We start from the raw sequence: 19235 nt of genomic DNA, 5'->3' as shown, positions 1-19235 counted from the left end.
CGTGGTTGATGGGGCGATCCCGGATCAAGATCAAGATCAAGATCTACAGCACGGCGGCCTAGTAGCCGACCTGAGTGGTAGAAGCAAAAGCACAGCAAGAGCAGGGCAAAAGCACATCTACCTGATGTACTGAGATCCAAAATGTGGGAGCGGGCTTGCTCGCGAATACGGTGTGTCAGTCAATTCATCTGTCACTGACCCACCGCATTCGCGAGCAAGCCCGCTCCCACAATTCAACCGAGTTCGGCCGCCAGACCACTGTGCTCTGCTTTTCTGTGGGAGCTGGCTTGCCTGCGATACAGACACCTCGGTGTATCAGGCAGAACCAGTTGATGCCATCGCAGGCAAGCCAGCTCCCACATTTGATTGAGTTCAGCTTCAAAGATCACCGCTTTCAGTTGCAGATGGTCAAACAGGTCCAGGTAGTGAAGATCCTGCGCGACAACATGCCCCTCGGCCGACCTGCTCGACGAACTGGCCGACCGAGCGTGTGAGCTATAAGGCGACGTCGAAATATCGATAGCAGATCGGACCGATGTTCTTGGCCGTATGTTTTGGGCTGGCGTCCCGCTCGCTAAGCCCATTTTTTATATAGGCCAGCTGCGGCGGGTTTGACAAGTAACCGGCGAGGTTCAATTCGGCGTCGGCAAGATCTGCGAAGAGAATGATCCTGTCTTCGGAAATTACGCCGTCGTTGGCCGTTTCGGTAATATTTTGTCGGATAACGCCGGTGAGGAATTTCGAAAGAATGGCGGTATCGACAATCGGGATATCGTTATAGGGAATTCCGCAGTGGGCAGGTCCATTCAATACCACGACGGGTTGGATCGAGAGCCTGTCAGGGAGAGGGAAGTTGGCTTTCAAACACTGTTTTCTGAATGATTTTTCGTAGTCCCTGATGCAGTCAATTTTCCGTGCCAATTGATCGCAGGCACTGATGACCTTGTCCCTATGGCTGAAGGTGCTCAGCGAGTCTGCGGGCTGCAGGAAACATTTCACCTCGCCGACCAGAAGGGTATTGCCTATCAGCATCAGCAGGTCGATATCTTCATATCGGGTGGTAGCGGGTTTAGGCAGATTGAAGGTGAAAGCATGCTTCATCACACGCGTGTGCTTTTTCAGGCGAGATTGGTGAGCGGAGTGTTCCAGTGCCTGGCGCACGTGCGTTTCGAAGAAGTTACCGCGCGCAGCCAGGTCCGCGCCCATTTGGCGTAGCCAGATATTAACGTTGCGTTGGGTGGTACCCCAAAGAAGTGGCGCGAATAAAATCAGCAGTTTGTCTTCGCTGTAGGGAATCAGTGGTTGAGTCCATAGCTCATTTTTTCCGCTGTCCGATTTTTCGGTGTGATCAAAAGTCAAAAAGTCGATCAGCGCCAGACTGCGCTCCATGCCTATTTCCAGCGACTCAGACACTGCATTGAGCAGTGCTGTTTTATCCACCAGCGGCGCGGCGACGTGCACCATTAGCGGGTCACCCATCAACGTTGCCGGCGGTGCCTGGGGCGTGTCCTGCAGGCATTTCGCCAGGCTGCACAGAACGGCCCAACATCTGACCACTTCCGCAATAGTTGCACCACCGAGTCGAGGCGAATGGAATGCGGAGTATCCCGAGTAGTAGGGCTCCATGGCGTCATGAATGAGCAAGTACGTGGCAACGGCTGAGCGTTTGAGGCCTACGTCATCGGTGAGACAGTAGCGGATGCCTCCCTGAGTCGTCTCAATCGCACGGATAGGTCGCGGAAGCCCCAATTCGTCGTGGGTTTTATGCCTGTGGTGCTTGTAAAAGCCCATGAGCTGAGCAGTGGTATTCGAATGAACCAGAATATTGCGCCGAAATTGTCCGATGACCTTCCAGGCCGCGAAAAACGGGGTACCCGGGGTGAGCAAGAGCCTGTTATCGAGCTCCACCCTGTAATCGTTCCATAGGCAGTCTTCCCAATATTGTTCAAGCACGCCGTAAAAGGCGCCGAGTTGGTAGTCGCGCTCTACACGTTGGAGGTCGAAGTGTGCGGTGAAGATGTCCAGTTCCAAGGCATCGTCTGCTTGCCCCAGTACCATCTGTATCGGCAGTTGCAGCCCGTCAATATCGGCCTGGATAACCTCATCAATAGAGTGCTCGGCGCCTTCACTGTCGGAAAACTTCGGCACGATCTGTTGTCGTGTGACTTCTATCGGGTCGATGTCTGTGATGTTTTCGCGTATCGCCCGCGTGGCGTCGTCATACCTAAGTGCGTTCAGGTTGGCACGAGTGATGAACGCCAAAAGCTTATTTTTCTTCGCGATTTTTTTATCACCGGCATAACTGAGCTGCTTGCGTAGCTCGCCGAATGCCCGATGAAACCACAACCCCGCCTGATGCAAGCTCTTTTCTTGATCATCGGCGGTGTCGTAGTCGAGCTCGGTGTTCCACTTTTCTGGGCAGAAGCTCCTTTGATTGGGACGGGAAACTTCATTTTTTTGTACACGTTTGACGAATGACATGCTCAATAATCGTGAACTGTGATTGCTGAAGTCTACCAGACGAAAAGGCGCGCACTGATCAGCTCAGCAACCCGGTGCTGACCGCCACAATCAAAAAGACGCCCAACAGCGCGCGGTAGATTACGAACGGCCAGGTGGAGAACCGCTCGAGGAAGCGCATCAGGCCCCAGATGGCGAAGAACGCCGAGACGCTGGCGACCACAAGGCCGAAGATCAAGTGCGACCAGGCATGGGCGGGCATGTCGGCGTGCAGCAGCACCCACAGCTCTTTCAGGCCGGCGAGGGCGATGGCGGGCAGGCCCAGCAGAAAGGAAAAGCGCGCGGCTTCTTCACGCTTGAAGTTCAGAAACAGCGCGGCGGTCAGCGTCGAGCCGGAACGCGACACGCCGGGAATCAGCGCGCCAATCTGCGCGATGCCGACGATCAGCGCATCGCGCAGGCGCATCTGGCTCATGTCGCGGGTGTGGCGCGCGCGCAGCTCGGCGCCAGCCAGCAACACCGCCATGACCACGCAGGAAATGCCGATCACCATCAGCCCGCGCAATGGCGAGTTGCAGGTGTTCAAGGTCGACGACAGCGCCAGGCCGGCAATCCCGATCGGGATGGTCGCCAACACAATCGCCACGGCCAGCTTGAACCAGGGGTCGTTGTAGTCGCCCCGGCGCACTGCGCCGATGCTTCCGGTGGTGACTTGGCGCACATCACGCCAGAAATAACTGACCACCGCCGCCAGCGCCGCCAACTGCATCGCCGCCGAAAACGCCGAGCCGGGGTCTTGCCAGCCGAGCAGGGCGGGCACCACGCGCATGTGCGCCGTGGACGACACCGGCAGCAGTTCGGTAATGCCCTGGATCACACCCAGGATGAAAATCTGCAGGTAATCCAGGGAGGCAAAGCCCACATCCAGGCCGGCGGAACAGACGTTGGTCAAAGTGCGTGTCCTTGAAAAAGGGCGTGAGAAAAGAACTATTCAGCGAAGTTTATTCTAAATGTTTCAGGATTTTGGGCGCAGCCAAAAAAATCCGCAATCGATTCAGCAAACAGAAAGGTTGTGCAATGTATTGGCGTGTGTACGGGTTTTGTGAACAATGAGGCCTTGCGTAATTTTCACTGAGAGCCCAATGCCTGAAACCACCGTCGAATTGATCCAGACCGGCCCCGATGCGTCTGAGCTGATCCGTAATCTTTACCAGTACTACGCCTACGAGTCGTCGGATTGGGAACAGGAAGATGTCGAGGCGGATGGCCGTTTCTACATCCATGACGAGCACCTGACCCGCTACTGGCAAGACCCGCAATGGAGCGCAAATCTGCTGCTGGTAGATGGCTATATCGCCGGCTTCCTGCTGATCGAGGGCAGTGAGCTGCCGGGCATGGATGCGCTGGAGCTGGCCGACCTTTTTATCCTCAAGCGCTACCGCCGCAAAGGCATCGGCCGCGCCATCGCCACCCAGGTGTTGAGCAGCGGCGAGGCGAATTGGCTGGTGCGTTTCTATGACCAGGACGAAGTGTCCCAGGCGTTCTGGCGTGCGGTGCTGGATGACCTGCCGCGCCCGGCGCAGATGATTGAGCTGGAGGATGATCCGCAGTTGGTGAGTTACTTGATCACGCGTGCGGCGCTGCATTAAACACAACGTTGAACTTAACCGGGCACGGCGGCTCCTAGACGCGTCGGCCGGTTGGGCCCTGAATTTCAAAAGGATGCGAAATGAACACCTTCACTTCATTCAAACGCGTTGTTTGCGCTGGCGTTTTGCTGACCTTGGGCGGTTGCCTGACGATGTCGGGTAACTACAAGGTCACCGCCGTTGACGCCAACGGCACGCCGGCCAAGATGGTGTTCACCACCCAAGGCCACGGCATCTACTCGGTGCGCAACGCGTTCTGCATGAACAACCCGAAGGGCACGGTGACCATCCGTGACCTGGAAACGGGTAAAGAACTCAAGAGCGAAAGCCCTTATCACTGCCGCTAGGCACCCGCGTTGAACAGCACCTGCTGCATCGCCTGCGGCGGCTGCCCGAACGCGCGCAAAAACGCCTGACGCATGCGCTCGCGATCACCGAAGCCGGTTTCGCGGGCCACCACTTCGACCGGGTGACGGCTGGTTTCCATCATCGCCCGGGCCGCTTCTACCCGCAGCGACTCGATGGCCTTGGCCGGTGTTTGCCCGGTTTCTTCACGAAACACCCGGCTGAATTGGCGTGGGCTCAGCCGCGCCACGTCGGCCAGGGCTTCCACCGACAGGTCGTGGGTCAGGTTCTCGCGGGCGTAGGCCAGCGCCAGTTGCACGCGGTCGGACTTGGGGTCCAGTTCCAGCAATGCCGACAATTGCGATTGTTCGCTGCCGCGACGTTGGGCAATCACCAACTTGCGCGCAATGCGCCGGGCGAGGTCGCTGCCCAAGTCGGCCTCGACCATGGCCAGGGCCATGTCCACACCGGCGCTCATGCCGGCGCCGGTCCAGACCTGGCCGTCGACCACAAACAGTTTGTCTTCTTCCAGGTGAATAGCCGGGTAGCGCTTGCGAAACGCCGGCGCGTGAATCCAGTGGGTGGTGGTGCGCTTGCCTTCGAGCAAACCGGCTTCGGCCAATACGAAAATGCCCATGCACAACGAGGCGACTCGTCGCGACTGCGCGGAGGCCGCCTTGACCAGTTCGAGCAAATTGGCCTCGGGCAAGCGAAATTCCAGGTAACCGCTGACGATCAGGGTGTCATAGCCTTGCGCGCGAATCGGCGTGGTATTCACCGAAAAGCCCTGGGAGGTCATCACCGCGCCGCCACTTTCCGAGACCAGGTGAAACTCATAGGCCGGTTCGCCGCGCAGCAGGTTCGCGCACTCGAACACCGAGCCCAGGCTGAGGCTCAGGGACTGGAAGTTCGGGTAAACCATCAGCGCAACGCTGTGCATCGTCATTCTCCAAGGGGCGCGGGAGAGGGGATTGTCGGCGTGTAACGGGCAAACGGCAACCGCCTTTGGCGCATGTCCGGAATCCTTGCGGATATGACATTGTTGAAGTTTTTCATGGCGCCTAACATCCCCTTAACGAACTAGACGACTGGTCTAATCGGACGGGATGAACCATGACTAACGCCACTAAAAGTGCACGGCAGACCATTCTGGATACGGCGCAATTGATTGTGAGCCGCAAAGGATTTTCTGCGGTGGGGTTGAACGAAATACTTCAAGCCGCCGATGTGCCTAAAGGTTCGTTCTATCACTACTTCAGCTCCAAAGATGCCTTTGGCGTTGTTCTGCTCGACACCTATTTTGACCACTACGTGCAGGGCGTGGAGCAGTTGTTCCAGCAACCCGAACTGTCCGGGGCCGCCAAGTTGATGCGTTATTGGCACACCTGGGTCGACAACCAGACCGGCTGCACCGATGCGGGTAAATGCCTTGCCGTCAAACTCGGTGCCGAGGTGTCAGACCTTTCAGAGCCGATGCGTCTGGCCCTGCAACGCGGCACTGCACGCACCATCGCCTTGCTGGTCGAGGCGTTGCAGCACGGCGTCGCAGACGGCTCGCTGACGGTACAACAAGCTCCCGAAAGCCTGGCCCAACGCCTGTATGCGTTGTGGTTGGGGACCAGCGTCATGAGCAAGATCACCCGAACATCCGCGCCTTTTGACGAGGCGCTGCTGCTGACCCGACAGCTGTTGGGTTGCCCTGAACCTACTGACATTCACATCGATCGAGGCACTGGAAAATGAAAGTATTAATGGTACTGACCTCTCACGACCAGCTGGGCACTACCGGTCGTAAAACCGGCTTCTGGCTCGAAGAGTTTGCTGCGCCCTATTACACCTTCAAAGATGCGGGTGCCGAGCTGGTGCTGGCATCCCCGGCCGGCGGCCAACCACCGCTGGACCCGGTCAGCGACCAGCCTGACGCGCAGACCGAGCAAACCCGGCGTTTCGCCGCCGACTCGGCGGCGCAGCAGGCGCTGGCCAACACCGTCAAGCTGGACACGGTCAACGCCGACGACTTCGACACGGTGTTCTACCCAGGTGGTCACGGGCCACTGTGGGACCTGGCGGAATCACCAGTGTCCATCGCGCTGATCGAGTCGTTCGAGCGCGCCGGCAAGCCTATTGGTTTTGTCTGCCATGCACCGGGCGCGCTGCGTCACGTCAAGGCCGTGAATGGCGAGCCGCTGGTCAAGGGCCGTCGCGTCACCGGTTTCTCCAACTCCGAAGAAGCCGCAGTGGGCCTCACCGACGTGGTGCCGTTCCTGATCGAAGATGATTTCAAGGCACTCGGCGGCCACTATGAGAAGGGGGCTGATTGGCAGTCCTTTGTGCTTGAAGATGGCTTGCTGGTGACCGGCCAGAACCCGGCCAGCTCCAGCGATGTGGCAAAAGCACTGCTGAAACTCACCGCTTAAATCAACTAATCGCTGTATGAATTGGCGGCTCTCAAGAGCCGCCAACGCTTTGGCTCGTCCTGAATTTGGAAATTTGCACATGAGCAGTCGTTTGAATACCCCAGTAAAACTGGGGCATCACACCTTGAACAACCGCGTTGTATTGCCGCCTCTGACGCGCCAACGCAGCGCGCAACCTGGCGATACCGCCACCGGCCTGATGGCCGAGTATTACCGCCAACGCGCGAGCGCCGGCTTCATGGTCAGCGAAGGCACGCAAATCGAGCCGCGCGGCCAGGGTTACGCCTGGACGCCGGGCATCTACACACCGGCGCAGATCGACGGTTGGCGCACCGTCACCGAAGCGGTGCATGCCGAAGGCGGGGTGATTTTTGCGCAACTGTGGCATGTCGGCCGCGTGTCCCATAACGCGTTGCAGCCAGAGGGTGCCGCGCCGGTCGCACCGTCTGCAATTGCCGCTGAGCAAGCCAAAGCCTTTATCGAAACCGGGCCTGGCATCGGCGAGCTGAAACAGCCGCCCGTGCCGCGTGCTTTGAGCGTACTTGAGATCGAGGAATTGGTCGGGCATTACGCCCAGGCGGCGCGCAATGCGTTGGACGCCGGGTTTGACGGGGTGGAAATCCACGCGGCAAATGGTTACCTGGTCAACCAGTTCATTTCGGCCCACGCCAACCAGCGTGATGACGAGTACGGCGGCTCGCTGCACAACCGCCTGCGTTTCCTGCGCGAGATCGTCGAAGCCGTGACCGCCGTGGTCGGGCCGGAACGCCTCGGTGTGCGTTTTTCACCGTTGTTCAGCGGCACCGACCAGGACCGCGTGTACATCGGCCTGGTGGAGCAAGACCCGCATCACACTTACATTGAAGCGATCAAGGTGCTTGAGGCGTCGGGGATTGCCTATGTGTCCATCGCCGAAGCCGATTGGGACAACGCCCCGGACTTGCCCGAGACCTTCCGCCAGGCCGTGCGCAGCACCTTCAGCGGGCGGATCATCTACGCCGGCCGCTACACCGCTGAGCGCGGTGAAAAACTGCTGGAGGCGGGGCTGGCGGACTTGATTGCCTTCGGTCGCCCGTTCATTGCCAACCCGGACTTGCCGCAGCGCCTGTTCAACGGCTGGCCGCTGAACCCGCTGCGGGCTGAAGGCATGTACGGTGGTTCGGAGCAGGGCTATACCGATTACCCGGTGTACGCCGGATAGCCTGGTTTGCTTGATCCCTGTGGCGAGGGAGCTTGCTCCCGCTGGAGGGCGAAGCCCTCCCAAACCCTGCACCAGTGATTTGCCTGGCTGATCTCGGTCGCTGGTTTTAGGGGGGCTGCGCACCCCAGCGGGAGCAAGCTCCCTCGCCACAAGGGGGCGCTAGTATTCACTCCACCCGCAACACAATCTTGCCGATATGGTCGCCGCCTTCCATCCGCGCATGGGCCTGGGCGGCGTCGGTGTATTCATACACTTTGTCGATCATCGGCAGGCAGCGCCCGGCTGACAGCACCGGCCACACGTACTCGCGCAGTTGTTCGGCGATGGCGGCCTTTTCGTCCTTGGTGCGGGCGCGCAGCAGCGAGCCGGTGATGACCGCGCGTTTGCCGAGGATGGTCAGCAGGTCGACGTCGTTGGCCTTGCCACCGCCGAGGAACCCGAGCATCACCAGGTGCCCGTCCATGGCCAGGGCCTTGAGGTTGTTGTTGAGGTAGGAGGCACCCATGATGTCGAGGATCACATCCACGCCGTTGCCGTCGGTTTTTTGCGCGATGACCTCGGCAAAATCCTGCTCGCGGTAGTTGATCGGCTCGGCGCCGAGCTTGGCAATCGCCGCACATTTGTCGGCGCTGCCGGCGGTGGCGAACGCCTGGATACCGTACTCGCGGCACAGCATCAGTGCGGTGGTGCCGATGCCGCTGGTGCCGCCGTGGATCAGCACGCGCTGGCCGGTGTGGGCGTCGCCCAGGCCGAACAGGTTGGCCCAGACGGTGAAGAAGGTTTCCGGCACGGCAGCGGCTTGAATCCAGTCCATGCCTTCCGGAATGGGCAACGCCTGGCTGGCCGGCACCGCGCAAAACTGGGCATAACCGCCGCCGTTGGTCAGGGCGCAAACCTTATCGCCAATGGCGTACTCGCTGACACCTTCGCCCAATGCGACCACTTCACCGGCCACTTCCAAACCGGGAATCGGGCTCATGCCCGGTTTCATCGGGTACTTGCCGGCACGTTGCAACGCATCCGGGCGGTTGACCCCGGCGGCGTGTACGCGAATCAGGATTTCACCCGGCCCCGCCACCGGCACGTCAGCCCGGCGCGGTTGCAGCACTTCAGGGCCGCCGGGGGCGGTGATTTCGATCAGGGTCATTTCTTTTGGGAGCGACATTTGCGTTTACCTGCAGCGATGAGCGTATGAGTTGGGACCGCGTCGGGCAGTCGCCGGTTCAGCAGCATCATACCGAGGGTTGGCAGTAGTCGAAAAAAAGCCGGGCAAGCCCGGCCAAACAAGGAGCGGGTGAATCAGTCGTTTCAGCGGTTCAGGAACGCCAGCAAATCTTCGTTCAGCTGCTGGGCATGGGTGGCCGCAAAACCGTGCGGCGCATCCTTGTAGACCTTCAGTTGCGCGCCCTTGATCATCTCGGCCGCGACTTTGCCGGTGGTCTCGAATGGCACGATCTGGTCGCCGTCACCGTGGATCACCAGGGTCGGCACGTCGATCTTGGCCATGTCCGGACGGAAGTCGGTCTCGGAGAACACGGTGACACAGTCCACGGTCGACTTGAGTGAGGCGAGCAGGGCGATTTGCAGGGTTTGGGTCAGCACGCCTTCCGAGACTTTCTGGCCTTTATTGATGCCATAGAACGGCGTGTTGAAGTCGCTGATAAATTGCGCGCGGTCCTTCAGCAGCCCGGCCTTGATGCCGTCGAATGTGTCGGCCGGCACGCCCTGCGGGTAGTCGGGTTTCTGGCCGAAGATCGGCGTGACCGCGCCCAGCAGCACCAGGCCGGCGACGCGGGACGTGCCATGGCGGGCGATGTAGCGCGCCACGTCGCCGCCGCCCATGGAGAAGCCCACCAGGGTCACGTCCTTGAGGTCCAGGTGTTCGATCAGTTGGGCGATGTCATCGGCGAAGGTGTCGTAGTCGTTACCGGTCCACGGTTGGTCCGAGCGGCCGAAACCACGGCGGTCGAAGGCGATGGTGCGAAAGCCACGGCTGCTCAGGTATTCCATCTGGTATTCCCACATGTCGGCATCCAGCGGCCAGCCGTGGCTGAACAGCACGGGCTTGCCGCTGCCCCAGTCCTTGAAGTAGATCTGGGTACCGTCTTTGGCAACAAATGTGCTCATCGAAAACTCCTTGGGTTCAGGGGGCAAAACGCTCAGCCTCACTATTGCGTCAAACCCGACGAAGGGCTTGTACGGATGTGCTCGGTTGAACGGTTCAGTGTCTATATTGGTCCACTGACCTCTACCGTCAGTTCAACAGGTGAACCAAATGGCCAAGACTTACAGCTACGCCGCTCGGGATTCCAAGGATGCGCTCAAGCCTTACACCTTCGAGCGCCGTGCGCCGGGGGCGGACGACGTGCAGATCGACATTCTGTATTGCGGCGTGTGCCACTCCGACCTGCACACTGTGCGTAACGAGTGGCACAACACCTTGTACCCGTCGGTGCCGGGCCATGAAATCGTCGGCCGTGTCACGGCGGTCGGTGCCAATGTGAGTAAATTCAAAGTCGGTGACCTGGCCGGCGTCGGTTGTATGGTCGACAGCTGCCAGCACTGCGCCTCCTGCGCCGAGGGCGAGGAGCAATACTGCGAGAACGGCTTTACCGGTACCTACAACGGCCCGGTGTTCGGTGGCGAAAATACCTTTGGCGGCTATTCGGACAACATCGTGGTCAAGGAGAAGTTCGTGCTGCGCATCTCCCACGATGATGCGAACCTGGCGGCCGTGGCGCCGCTGCTGTGCGCCGGGATTACCACCTATTCGCCGCTGCATCACTGGAAGGTCGGCCCGGGTAAAAAGGTTGGCGTGGTTGGCCTTGGCGGGCTCGGGCATATGGCGGTGAAGATCGCCCATGCGATGGGCGCGCATGTGACGCTGTTCACCACCTCGCCGAACAAACGCGAAGACGGCCTGCGCCTGGGCGCCGACCAAGTGGTGGTGTCGAAGAACCCGGACGAAATGGCCAAGGTCGCCAACAGCCTGGACTTCATCCTCAACACGGTGGCCGCGCCGCACGATTTGGATGCCTTCCTCAACCTGCTCAAGCGCGACGGCACCATGACCCTGGTCGGCGCCCCCGACAGCCCGCACCCGTCGCCAACGGTGTTCAACCTGATCTTCAAACGCCGCAGCCTTGCCGGTTCGTTGATCGGCGGTATCCAGGAAACCCAAGAGATGCTGGACTTCTGCGCCAAGCACAAGATTGTCTCGGACATTGAGATGATCGATATCCAGGGCATCAACGAAGCGTATGAGCGGATGCTCAAGGGCGATGTGAAGTATCGCTTCGTGATTGATATGGAGAGTTTGAAGAAGGAAAGCCACGCGGCTTAAAGCGCTGTAGACCTCATGTGGGAGCGGGCTTGCTCGCGAAAGCGGTGGATCAGTCAATGAGTCTGTTGAATGACACTCCGCTTTCGCGAGCAAGCCCGCTCCCACATTTGCTATGTGTGTACTTTAGGCCGAAAGGTGCTCGTAAAGAATCGTCGCACCCACCAGCATCAACACCACGCCGCCGACCATCTCGGCACGCTTGCCCACCACCGTCCCCAGTACGCGACCGAGCATCATGCCGATGGTCACCATGGTCATGGTCGCCAGGCCAATCGCCGCCGACGCCACCAGGATGTTCACATCCACAAATGCCAGGCCCACGCCGACCGCCAACGCATCGATGCTGGTGGCAAAGGCGGTGACCGCCAGGATCATGAACGAATGCTGCGTCGGTTTTTCAACCTCGTCATCGTCGGCCTTTAACCCGTTGTAGATCATGTGCAGACCCAGCGCGACCAGCAGGGTAAAGGCGATCCAGTGATCCCAATCTTCCACCCAGCGGGTGGCCGCATGGCCGATGGCCCAGCCGATCATCGGCGTAATGGCTTCGATCACGCCAAAGATCAGGCCCGCGCGCAGGGCTTCGATCAGGCGTGGTTTGTGCAGGCTGGAGCCTTTGCCGATGGCCGCCGCAAAGGCGTCCGTGGACATGGCAAGGGCGAGAAAGATAAGGGAAATGGGGTTCACGGTAAGGCTTCCAGTCGGGCTGTATGAGTCAACGACACAACCACACGCCCGACTTTAGGCATGGATGTGTCGCTGGTCTCACCAACCTCAACGGTGTTCGTACCACGGCAGGTTGCCGAATATGTTGATACGAACGCTTCTGAGCGGGTCAGAAGCCGGTTACTCCCCAACGAAGGTGCGCAGCATAGACAGCCGAATATGAAAATTCCGTCAACGCCCGTTAAAAACCGAGCTACAACCAGGCGCGTCCGCCGACGAAAATCATCTTCGACACCAGCTCCACAATGTTTTTGACCTCGAGTTTCTTCATCAGTCGTGCCCTGTGCACTTCCACCGTGCGGTGCGAGATGCCCAGGCGTTGCGCGATTTCCTTGGACTTGAGGCCGTTGACGATGTGCATCGCCACTTCGCGCTCCCGTGGCGTCAGGTCGCCGGTGCCTTGGTGGGTGCGGTCCAGGCGCTCGAAGTGCCAGATCATCAGCTTGAACGGGTCTTTGGGCGTGAGGGTGTAGCCGTGGGACTTGGCCCAGAACACTTCGCCGTTTTTGTGCTGCATGAAGCGTTCGTCGGAATAGAAGCCGTTTTCGCTCTCCAGCAGCCAGTCGTGGCTACGCTTGCCGATGGCGTGATAGTCGGCCTGGGACGGGTAGATCAGCAGGGTCAGCTGGTTGACCAATTCGTCGCGCGAATAGCCGAACAACTGCAGGAAGGCCTCGTTGCAATCGACCATCACGCGGTTGCGCGTGACCAGTTGCGGGGCGGGGGAGAGCTGGAACGCCAGGCGTTCGATGTCGGGGAATGGCTGTGTAAACGCGTTCATTGGGCATCCTGCCTCGTTGCTTTTCTCACGTGGGGCTACTTATCCGTGTAAGTAGTTACACGAATTGGCGAGCGCCCAGCGGTGCGTCATTGTAGGTAAATGTCCGCATCAAAAACAGAAGAAAATTGATTATGCCAGCTGATTGCGTCTCCATTGTTGCCGCCGGTCATTCGCGTTTTGGTCGCCTGGAAGGCACCACCCTTGAGGACCTGATCGTGCAGGTCACCCGCGAAGCCCTGACGGACGCGGCCATTGATGCGTCAGAAATCGATGCGTTGTTCCTCGGCCATTTCAACGCGGGGCTGGTGCCCGACGGGTTTGCGGCGTCATTGCTGCTGCAGGCCGACCCCGGTTTGCGCTTCAAGCCGGCCACGCGCTGTGAAAACGCCTGCGCGTCCGGCTCGGCGGCGATTCAGGCCGGGGTCAATGCGATCCTGTCCGGCAGCGCCGAGCTGGTGCTGGTGGTGGGCGCCGAGAAAATGACCCACACGTCTACCGCCGAGGTTACCCAGGCGTTGGCCGGCGCTGGTTATCAGAATGACCCGGCCGAAGCCGGCTTGAGTTTCCCGCAGTTGTTCGGCCGCGCGGCGCGCCAATACACCGAGCGCTACCACTGCCCGCTGGGCTCGATGGCGGCCATCGCCACCAAGAACCACTCCAATGCCATGGCCAATCCGTTGGCGCAGATGCACCGGGTGATGGATTTCGAGCACTGCAACAATGTGTCCAAGAGCAACCCGTTTGTGGCCGAATCCCTGCGCCTGACCGACTGCTCGCTGATCAGCGACGGCGCCGCCGCGATCATCCTGGCTTCGCCCAAGCGCGCGCGGGCGTTTCGCCGTGACGTGCAGATTCGCGCGATGACCCAGGTCAACGACTTCCTGCCGATTGCCCAGCGCGACATCCTTGCTTTTGAAGGCCCGCAACGGGCGATCCACGCCGCCCTGCGCGGGGCGAATATCACCCTGGCCGACCTGAGTTTCGCCGAGGTGCACGACTGCTTCACCATCGCCGAACTGCTGATCTACGAAGCCATGGGCCTGGCGCCCAAAGGCGAGGGCCATCGCGTGCTCGACAGCGGCGTGGTGCGCGCGGGCGGGCGCTTGCCGGTGAACTTGTCCGGCGGGCTCAAGGCCAAGGGGCATCCGGTGGGCGCCACTGGCGTGTCAATGCATGCCCTGGCGTTCCGGCAGTTGACCGGTGAACCGATCGGCCTGGCGGCGCCCAACCCGGAGTTCGGCCTGGTGTTCAACATGGGCGGCATGGCCGTCGCCAACTACGCCTCGGTCCTGCACGCGCGCCGGTACTGAACCATGAACATTGCCAACTGGTTGCACGACACCCAGCGTCGCCACCCGCAACGCCCGGCGTTGTTCGAAGGCACGCGGCAGGTGGCCGATTACGCCACCTTTGCCGCGCATGTTCGCCAACGCGCCGCACACCTGGTCGACCAGCATGGGTTGGTGGCGGGTGATGCGGTCGCCGTGCTGATGAAGAACAGCTGTGATTACCTCGAATTGCTCTACGCCATCTGGTGGATGGGCGGCGTAGTGGTGCCGATCAACGCCAAATTGCACCCGGCCGAAGCCGCGTGGATCGCGAATAATGCCGAGGCGCGTTTGATCTTTACCGATGGCGGCCGGGTGTTCTCGGCATCGCGGGACTTGCCGCAACGCTGCAAGGAACTGGACGGCCACACACGGCCGCCAACCCGTGGTTGGCCGACCCTGGAGCAGCCGGTGCCGCGCCTGGACCAGGACCTCGCGTGGCTGTTCTACACCTCCGGCACCACCGGGCGCTCCAAAGGCGTGATGCTGTCCCACGGCAATTTGGTCGCGATGTCGCTGTGTTACACCACGGACGTCGATTCGGTCAGCAGCGATGACGCGGTGCTGTACGCCGCGCCCATGTCCCATGGCGCCGGGCTCTACAACTTCATTCATGTACGCTGCGGCGCACGCCATGTGGTGCCGGCGTCCCAGGGTTTTGACGCCGCCGAGCTGTTCGGCCTGGCCGCCGAATTGGGCGATGTTTCACTGTTTGCCGCGCCGACCATGGTCAAACGCATGGTTGAACAGGCGCGCGTTCAGGGCTATGCAGGCGAAGGCATCAAGACCATTGTCTACGGCGGTGGCCCAATGTACCTGGCGGATCTGTGTGAGGCCGTCGACACCTTCGGCCCGCGGCTGGTGCAGATCTACGGCCAGGGCGAAAGCCCGATGACCATCAGCGTATTGCCCCGCGCGCTGATCGCCGACCGCCAACGCGCCGACTGGGCCACCCTGGCCGCCTCGGTCGGGCACGCGCAAGCCTGTGTGGAAATCCGCATTCTCGACGCCCGGCACCAACCGGTGCCCACCGGTGAGCGCGGCGAAATTGCCGTGCGCGGCGCCACGGTGATGCAAGGCTATTGGCGCAACCCCGAGGCCACGCGCCAGACGTTGGTGGAGGGCTGGTTGCTGACCGGCGACATCGGTTTTCTCGACCCGGCCGGCTACCTGACGCTGACGGACCGTTCCAAGGACGTGATCATCACCGGCGGCAGCAACGTGTACCCGCGTGAAGTCGAGGAAGTCCTGGCGCAGCATCCCGAGGTGTTCGAGGTGTGTGTGGTGGGCGAGCCGGATGCGCAATGGGGCGAATCGGTGGTGGCGTTTGTGGTGACGCGCAGCGGGCGGCCCCTCGATGAAGCCGAGCTGACGGCGTGGTTTGTACAGCGCATGGCTTCGTTCAAAAAACCGAAAAAGTACCTGTTTCCAGGCGAGCTGCCGAAGAACAGTTACGGCAAAATCCTCAAGACCGACTTGCGGCAGTGGCTGAAAGCAGCGAGTATCGCCGCGCTTCCCTAGACCCGTTTTTCATGGACAGATCATCAGACAAGGAGTCCCTTCGATGGGCAATCACGCGCAAGACACGGTTCGCAAGCGGCGCCGTGCGTTTCTCGGTGCCACTTCCGGCCACCTGATCGAGTGGTACGACTACGGCGTCTACGGCTTTCTCGCCGTGTACATCGGCCAGGCTTTTTTCGTCTCCGATGACCCCACCACCAGCCTGCTGGCGAGCTTCGCCGCGTTTGCCCTGAGCTTCTTTATCCGGCCACTGGGCGGGCTGTTCTTCGGCCCGCTGGCGGACAAGATCGGCCGGCGCAAAACCCTGATCATGGCGCTGGTGATGATGACCGGCTCCACGGTGTTGCTGGGCCTGCTGCCGACTTACGCCACCCTCGGCATCGCCGCGCCGATCCTGCTGATCCTGGTGCGCTGCGTGCAGGGCTTTTCGGCCGGTGGCGAGATCGGCACGGTGACCAGTTTTATCTCCGAATACGCCGGCCCCGGCCGACGCGGTTTTGCCACGTGCTGGTTGATGGTCACCGCCGTGCTCGGTCTGCTGCTTGGCGGCGCCGTGGCCAATGGCATGACCTGGATCCTGGGCGCCGACCTGATGCAGGAATGGGCCTGGCGCGTGCCGTTCCTGATCGCCGCACCGCTGGGTTTTATCTCCATGTACATCCGCCTCAAGCTCGAAGACAGCCCGGAGTTTCTCGCCCTGCAACGCGCCGGCCAAACCTCCCGCGCGCCGCTGCGCGAAGTCTGGCAGTGGAAGCGCGCAATTGCCCTGGTGTTTTTTATCATCACCTTGCACAGCTCGATCTTTTACCTGGTGCTGACCTTCGCCTCGACCTACATGGCCAAGATCCTCAAGTTCGACAGCGGCACCACCTTGCTCTACGTGTTTGTCGCGAGTTTTTCGGCGGCCTTCGTGATGCCGTTCGGCGGCGCGTTCACGGATAAATACGGGCGCAAACCGTTCCTGATGGTGATCGGCACCTTGGCTACCTTGGCGATGTTCTGGCTGTTCAAGTCGGCGCCGACCGCCACGCCTGCGACGTTCTTTGCGCCATTGATGGCGGTGGCGATTCTGTTCGGGCTGTATGCCTCGTCCACTTACGCGCTGATGAGTGAACTGCTGCCGACGCGCATCCGTTCCACCGGGATTGCCGTGGCGTACAACGTGCCGGTTGCGGTGTTTGGCGGCAGCGCGCCGTTGATCTCCACGTGGCTGATCAAGGTGACCGGCGACATCACCTCGCCGTGGTACTTCTACGTGGCCACCGGCGTGGTGTCGTTGATTGCCCTGGTGGTGCTGCGCAAGGAAGATTTTGTTGCCAGTGGCAACCCGGTGACGCCGCCGCTGGGGGCCGGTTTGGCGCCAGCCGCCTGATCGATTACGCAGGCGGAAAATCCGACTACGCTGTTGCAGGCGCATTTCATTGATCAACAAGGAAGACTGACCATGAGTGAACTGATCAACAGCGTTACCCCCAAGAGCCTCACCGAATTGCTGCAAGAGGCCGGCTACCGTGTCAACCAGACCGAACAGAACGGCGTCGTGCAATTGCTCAGTGCCAGCCAGGGCATCGGCTTTGCCGTGCGCTTCGGCAACGCGGCGGCGGAGCAGGGCAGTTACGTGGACTTCACCTACAGCTGCGCCCTGCGCGTGCAAGGTGAACTGCCTGAAGGCCTGGCCCAGGTGTGGAACGCGTCGCGACGCTTTGCGCGGTTGTCGCTGCAGGGCGAGTTTTTGTTGATGGAAATGGACGTGGTGGTGGCCGGTGTCGGCACCCTGCACCTGCGCAGCCAACTGGAATTGTGGGATCGCCTGTTGCAGGAGTTCATCGTCTACCTGCGTGACTACAGCCAGCAGGCCGCGCAGTTGCAAACGCGAGCGGCGGCTGTCGGCGAGGAAGCACCTGTCGCCTGAGTCAGCGCTGCAGCGCACCGCGAAACGTTGCGCTCAAGGCGCGCAATGTTTCGCGGGACCGCGCGTCGCTGATCCGGCTGTGCAGCACCACTTCACTGACCGGTAAGGCGGGCAAACCGTATTGCTCGCTCACGTCCACCGCCCCGGCCGGGGCCACGCGATGGGCGAGGGCGGCCACGCCCAATCCGGCGCTCACGGCTGCTCCCACCGCCATCACGCCACCGCCGACAAACACTTCGGTCCAGTCGATACGCGCCGCGTCCAAAGCCCTCACCGCCAGATGCCGAACGCCACACGGCGCTGCCATGGTTGCCATGCGCAACGGTGTGCCGGGGCTGTGTTGCCAGGTCGGCGCAGCGAACCAGCCAAACCGTTCCACCGCCAACACATCGCCGTCCTGGCGGTCGCCTTCGTTGCGCACGATCACGGCGTCCAGCTCGATGCGGTCGAACGCAGCCATCAGGTCGCGGGACGAGGCGATGCGCACTTCAAGAATCACCAGCGGGTCGTAGGCCGCGAGGCGGCTGAGCCAGGTGGGCAAGTCCGGGCCGGCCACGTGGTCGCTGATGCCAATCACCAGGCGCCGTGGTGCGTGGGTGCCCATGTCACCGAGTGCGCGCTCATGGGCGTTGAGCAGGGCGCGGGCAGCGACGATAAACTGCTCGCCCTGGGGCGACAGCCGCACATGCCGTGGGGTGCGTTCAAGCAGGCGATAACCGAGGCGTTCCTCCAGGCGCTTGAGCTTGAGGCTGATGGCGGCCTGGGAGGTGTCGAGGGCTTCGGCGGCGCGGGTGAAACTGGCGAAATCGGCGACCAGCACGAAGGCCTGTACGGTGTCGATATCCAGGGGTTTGAGCGCGTCAGTCATATCAAATCCTTATCGCACCTATATCCGCTCATATCTTGTTGAAATCATCGCCACTGCGCAAGCTCTAACCTCATCTTGCACAGGAGCATTGCCATGTTTGCCAAACAGTATTCACACCGCCTGCCGGCCGACTACGACATGGGCGTGATTCGCCGCCGCGCCGCGCAGTTGGGGCCGTTGTGGGATCACGCAGAAGGGTTGCTGTTCAAGGCGTTTATTGCCCAGGAGCGTGGGCAGGCGCCGGGCAATGTGTACGCGTCGGTGTACCTGTGGGCCGACCCGTTGCAGGCCGCCGACTTTTTGCTCGGCGAGCGTTTTCAGAAGGTGCTCGACAGCTTCGGCCGCCCGCATATCGAGAGCTGGCTGCCGCTGGACGTGCAGCGCGGGCCAGCGCAGAACGCATTGAGTCTGTATCGAGAAGAGTGGGCGCTGGAGCCTGGCGTGGATCGCGCCGCGGTATTGGCCGAGGGCAAACGGCGCAATCAGCAGTTGGCTGACAGCCCTGATACCTTCGCAGTATTTTTGGCGCTGGATGTGCAGGCGTGGCGCCTGATTCGGATCACCCTATCGGGCCAGGCGTTGAACGCGGAGCATCCCGGGACGGGCTATCAGGTGTTTTACCTGGCCCGCCCCGGCATTTGACTCAGGAGTTGAACCGAGCCGGTAGACAGGCCGAAGCATTGA

Annotated in this window: 18 protein-coding genes and 1 pseudogene; 11 read left to right on the top strand and 8 right to left on the bottom strand. The window is 60.8% G+C overall.

The window, feature by feature from the left end; translation table 11 throughout:
- Positions 1–495: 495 nt before the first annotated feature.
- Positions 496–2481 (bottom strand): NERD domain-containing protein, encoded by a 1986-nt coding sequence (locus HX783_RS22395; protein ID WP_177018275.1) that lies wholly within the window; start codon positions 2479–2481, stop codon positions 496–498.
- A 58-nt stretch (positions 2482–2539) separates the two neighbouring features.
- Positions 2540–3412, bottom strand: a complete 873-nt coding sequence (locus tag HX783_RS22390; protein ID WP_177018274.1) for an undecaprenyl-diphosphate phosphatase — start codon at positions 3410–3412, stop codon at positions 2540–2542.
- 120 nt (positions 3413–3532) lie between these two features.
- Here HX783_RS22390 and HX783_RS22385 point away from each other — a divergent pair.
- Positions 3533–4109: pseudogene (locus HX783_RS22385) on the top strand (GNAT family N-acetyltransferase).
- 80 nt (positions 4110–4189) lie between these two features.
- Positions 4190–4456 (top strand): hypothetical protein, encoded by a 267-nt coding sequence (locus tag HX783_RS22380; protein ID WP_177018273.1) that lies wholly within the window; start codon positions 4190–4192, stop codon positions 4454–4456.
- Here the strand turns inward: HX783_RS22380 and HX783_RS22375 are convergent.
- Positions 4453–5394 carry a GlxA family transcriptional regulator gene (locus HX783_RS22375; protein WP_159957442.1) on the bottom strand — a complete coding sequence of 314 codons (942 nt, stop codon included), beginning with the start codon at positions 5392–5394 and terminating at the stop codon, positions 4453–4455. The genes HX783_RS22380 and HX783_RS22375 overlap by 4 nt on opposite strands.
- A gap of 173 nt (positions 5395–5567) precedes the next feature.
- Between HX783_RS22375 and HX783_RS22370 the strand changes: the two genes are divergently transcribed.
- The 3 genes from HX783_RS22370 (at position 5568) to HX783_RS22360 (ending at position 8072) form a co-directional block, all read left to right on the top strand.
- The gene (locus tag HX783_RS22370) at positions 5568–6197 is read left to right on the top strand and encodes a TetR/AcrR family transcriptional regulator (protein WP_177018272.1); all 630 of its coding nucleotides are present in this window, start codon (positions 5568–5570) and stop codon (positions 6195–6197) included.
- Positions 6194–6871 (top strand): type 1 glutamine amidotransferase domain-containing protein, encoded by a 678-nt coding sequence (locus HX783_RS22365; protein WP_177018271.1) that lies wholly within the window; start codon positions 6194–6196, stop codon positions 6869–6871. The genes HX783_RS22370 and HX783_RS22365 overlap by 4 nt, the downstream gene beginning before the upstream one ends.
- A 79-nt stretch (positions 6872–6950) precedes the next feature.
- Positions 6951–8072 carry an alkene reductase gene (locus HX783_RS22360; protein WP_177018270.1) on the top strand — a complete coding sequence of 374 codons (1122 nt, stop codon included), beginning with the start codon at positions 6951–6953 and terminating at the stop codon, positions 8070–8072.
- Between the two features lie 166 nt (positions 8073–8238).
- Here the strand turns inward: HX783_RS22360 and HX783_RS22355 are convergent, their stop codons facing one another.
- Positions 8239–9237, bottom strand: coding sequence for an NAD(P)H-quinone oxidoreductase (locus HX783_RS22355; RefSeq protein WP_177018269.1), 999 nt, complete (start codon positions 9235–9237; stop codon positions 8239–8241).
- Positions 9238–9380: 143 nt separating this feature from the next.
- Entirely contained in the window at positions 9381–10199 is an 819-nt protein-coding gene (locus HX783_RS22350; RefSeq protein ID WP_177018268.1) for an alpha/beta fold hydrolase, read from the bottom strand.
- 148 nt (positions 10200–10347) lie between these two features.
- Here HX783_RS22350 and HX783_RS22345 point away from each other — a divergent pair, with 148 nt between their 5' ends.
- Complete coding sequence (locus HX783_RS22345) at positions 10348–11415, top strand: NAD(P)-dependent alcohol dehydrogenase (protein ID WP_177018267.1); 1068 nt, start codon at positions 10348–10350, stop codon at positions 11413–11415.
- Positions 11416–11538: 123 nt separating this feature from the next.
- On the opposite strand, the gene mntP is transcribed toward HX783_RS22345, so the two are convergent.
- Positions 11539–12102 (bottom strand): manganese efflux pump MntP, encoded by a 564-nt coding sequence (gene mntP, locus HX783_RS22340; RefSeq protein WP_177018266.1) that lies wholly within the window; start codon positions 12100–12102, stop codon positions 11539–11541.
- A 232-nt stretch (positions 12103–12334) separates the two neighbouring features.
- Entirely contained in the window at positions 12335–12922 is a 588-nt protein-coding gene (locus HX783_RS22335; protein WP_159957428.1) for a LuxR C-terminal-related transcriptional regulator, read from the bottom strand.
- 131 nt (positions 12923–13053) lie between these two features.
- Between HX783_RS22335 and HX783_RS22330 the strand changes: the two genes are divergently transcribed.
- From HX783_RS22330 to HX783_RS22315, 4 genes are all read left to right on the top strand, one after another.
- Positions 13054–14232, top strand: a complete 1179-nt coding sequence (locus tag HX783_RS22330) for an acetyl-CoA acetyltransferase (protein ID WP_159957426.1) — start codon at positions 13054–13056, stop codon at positions 14230–14232.
- 3 nt (positions 14233–14235) lie between these two features.
- Positions 14236–15771, top strand: a complete 1536-nt coding sequence (locus HX783_RS22325) for a class I adenylate-forming enzyme family protein (RefSeq protein ID WP_177018265.1) — start codon at positions 14236–14238, stop codon at positions 15769–15771.
- Between the two features lie 43 nt (positions 15772–15814).
- On the top strand, positions 15815–17143 hold the full coding sequence (locus HX783_RS22320) for an MFS transporter (RefSeq protein WP_177018264.1): 1329 nt from the start codon (positions 15815–15817) through the stop codon (positions 17141–17143).
- Positions 17144–17215: 72 nt separating this feature from the next.
- Positions 17216–17683 (top strand): YbjN domain-containing protein, encoded by a 468-nt coding sequence (locus tag HX783_RS22315; protein WP_177018263.1) that lies wholly within the window; start codon positions 17216–17218, stop codon positions 17681–17683.
- 1 nt (position 17684) lies between these two features.
- On the opposite strand, the gene HX783_RS22310 is transcribed toward HX783_RS22315, so the two are convergent.
- Positions 17685–18551 carry a LysR family transcriptional regulator gene (locus HX783_RS22310; protein WP_177018262.1) on the bottom strand — a complete coding sequence of 289 codons (867 nt, stop codon included), beginning with the start codon at positions 18549–18551 and terminating at the stop codon, positions 17685–17687.
- 93 nt (positions 18552–18644) lie between these two features.
- On the opposite strand from HX783_RS22310, the gene HX783_RS22305 reads away from it, so the two are divergent.
- Positions 18645–19193, top strand: coding sequence for a DUF4865 family protein (locus HX783_RS22305; RefSeq protein WP_177018261.1), 549 nt, complete (start codon positions 18645–18647; stop codon positions 19191–19193).
- Positions 19194–19235 lie beyond the last annotated feature (42 nt).

Origin of the sequence: Pseudomonas sp. D2002 (assembly GCF_013385735.1) — a bacterium.
Taxonomy (GTDB): domain Bacteria; phylum Pseudomonadota; class Gammaproteobacteria; order Pseudomonadales; family Pseudomonadaceae; genus Aquipseudomonas.
Note: the sequence above shows the minus strand (reverse complement) of the source record. Positions and strands in the feature narration are given on the sequence as shown.

Excerpts from the sequence above, each read along its gene's own strand:
- HX783_RS22335 (WP_159957428.1), bottom strand. The coding sequence starts at position 12,922 with ATGAACGCGTTTACACAGCCATTCCCCGACATCGAACGCCTGGCGTTC.
- HX783_RS22365 (WP_177018271.1), top strand. The coding sequence starts at position 6,194 with ATGAAAGTATTAATGGTACTGACCTCTCACGACCAGCTGGGCACTACC.
- HX783_RS22325 (WP_177018265.1), top strand. The coding sequence starts at position 14,236 with ATGAACATTGCCAACTGGTTGCACGACACCCAGCGTCGCCACCCGCAA.
- HX783_RS22305 (WP_177018261.1), top strand. The coding sequence starts at position 18,645 with ATGTTTGCCAAACAGTATTCACACCGCCTGCCGGCCGACTACGACATG.
- HX783_RS22395 (WP_177018275.1), bottom strand. The coding sequence starts at position 2,481 with ATGTCATTCGTCAAACGTGTACAAAAAAATGAAGTTTCCCGTCCCAAT.
- HX783_RS22380 (WP_177018273.1), top strand. The coding sequence starts at position 4,190 with ATGAACACCTTCACTTCATTCAAACGCGTTGTTTGCGCTGGCGTTTTG.
- HX783_RS22315 (WP_177018263.1), top strand. The coding sequence starts at position 17,216 with ATGAGTGAACTGATCAACAGCGTTACCCCCAAGAGCCTCACCGAATTG.
- HX783_RS22345 (WP_177018267.1), top strand. The coding sequence starts at position 10,348 with ATGGCCAAGACTTACAGCTACGCCGCTCGGGATTCCAAGGATGCGCTC.
- HX783_RS22375 (WP_159957442.1), bottom strand. The coding sequence starts at position 5,394 with ATGCACAGCGTTGCGCTGATGGTTTACCCGAACTTCCAGTCCCTGAGC.
- HX783_RS22355 (WP_177018269.1), bottom strand. The coding sequence starts at position 9,237 with ATGTCGCTCCCAAAAGAAATGACCCTGATCGAAATCACCGCCCCCGGC.
- HX783_RS22320 (WP_177018264.1), top strand. The coding sequence starts at position 15,815 with ATGGGCAATCACGCGCAAGACACGGTTCGCAAGCGGCGCCGTGCGTTT.
- HX783_RS22370 (WP_177018272.1), top strand. The coding sequence starts at position 5,568 with ATGACTAACGCCACTAAAAGTGCACGGCAGACCATTCTGGATACGGCG.
- HX783_RS22310 (WP_177018262.1), bottom strand. The coding sequence starts at position 18,551 with ATGACTGACGCGCTCAAACCCCTGGATATCGACACCGTACAGGCCTTC.
- HX783_RS22350 (WP_177018268.1), bottom strand. The coding sequence starts at position 10,199 with ATGAGCACATTTGTTGCCAAAGACGGTACCCAGATCTACTTCAAGGAC.
- HX783_RS22330 (WP_159957426.1), top strand. The coding sequence starts at position 13,054 with ATGCCAGCTGATTGCGTCTCCATTGTTGCCGCCGGTCATTCGCGTTTT.
- HX783_RS22360 (WP_177018270.1), top strand. The coding sequence starts at position 6,951 with ATGAGCAGTCGTTTGAATACCCCAGTAAAACTGGGGCATCACACCTTG.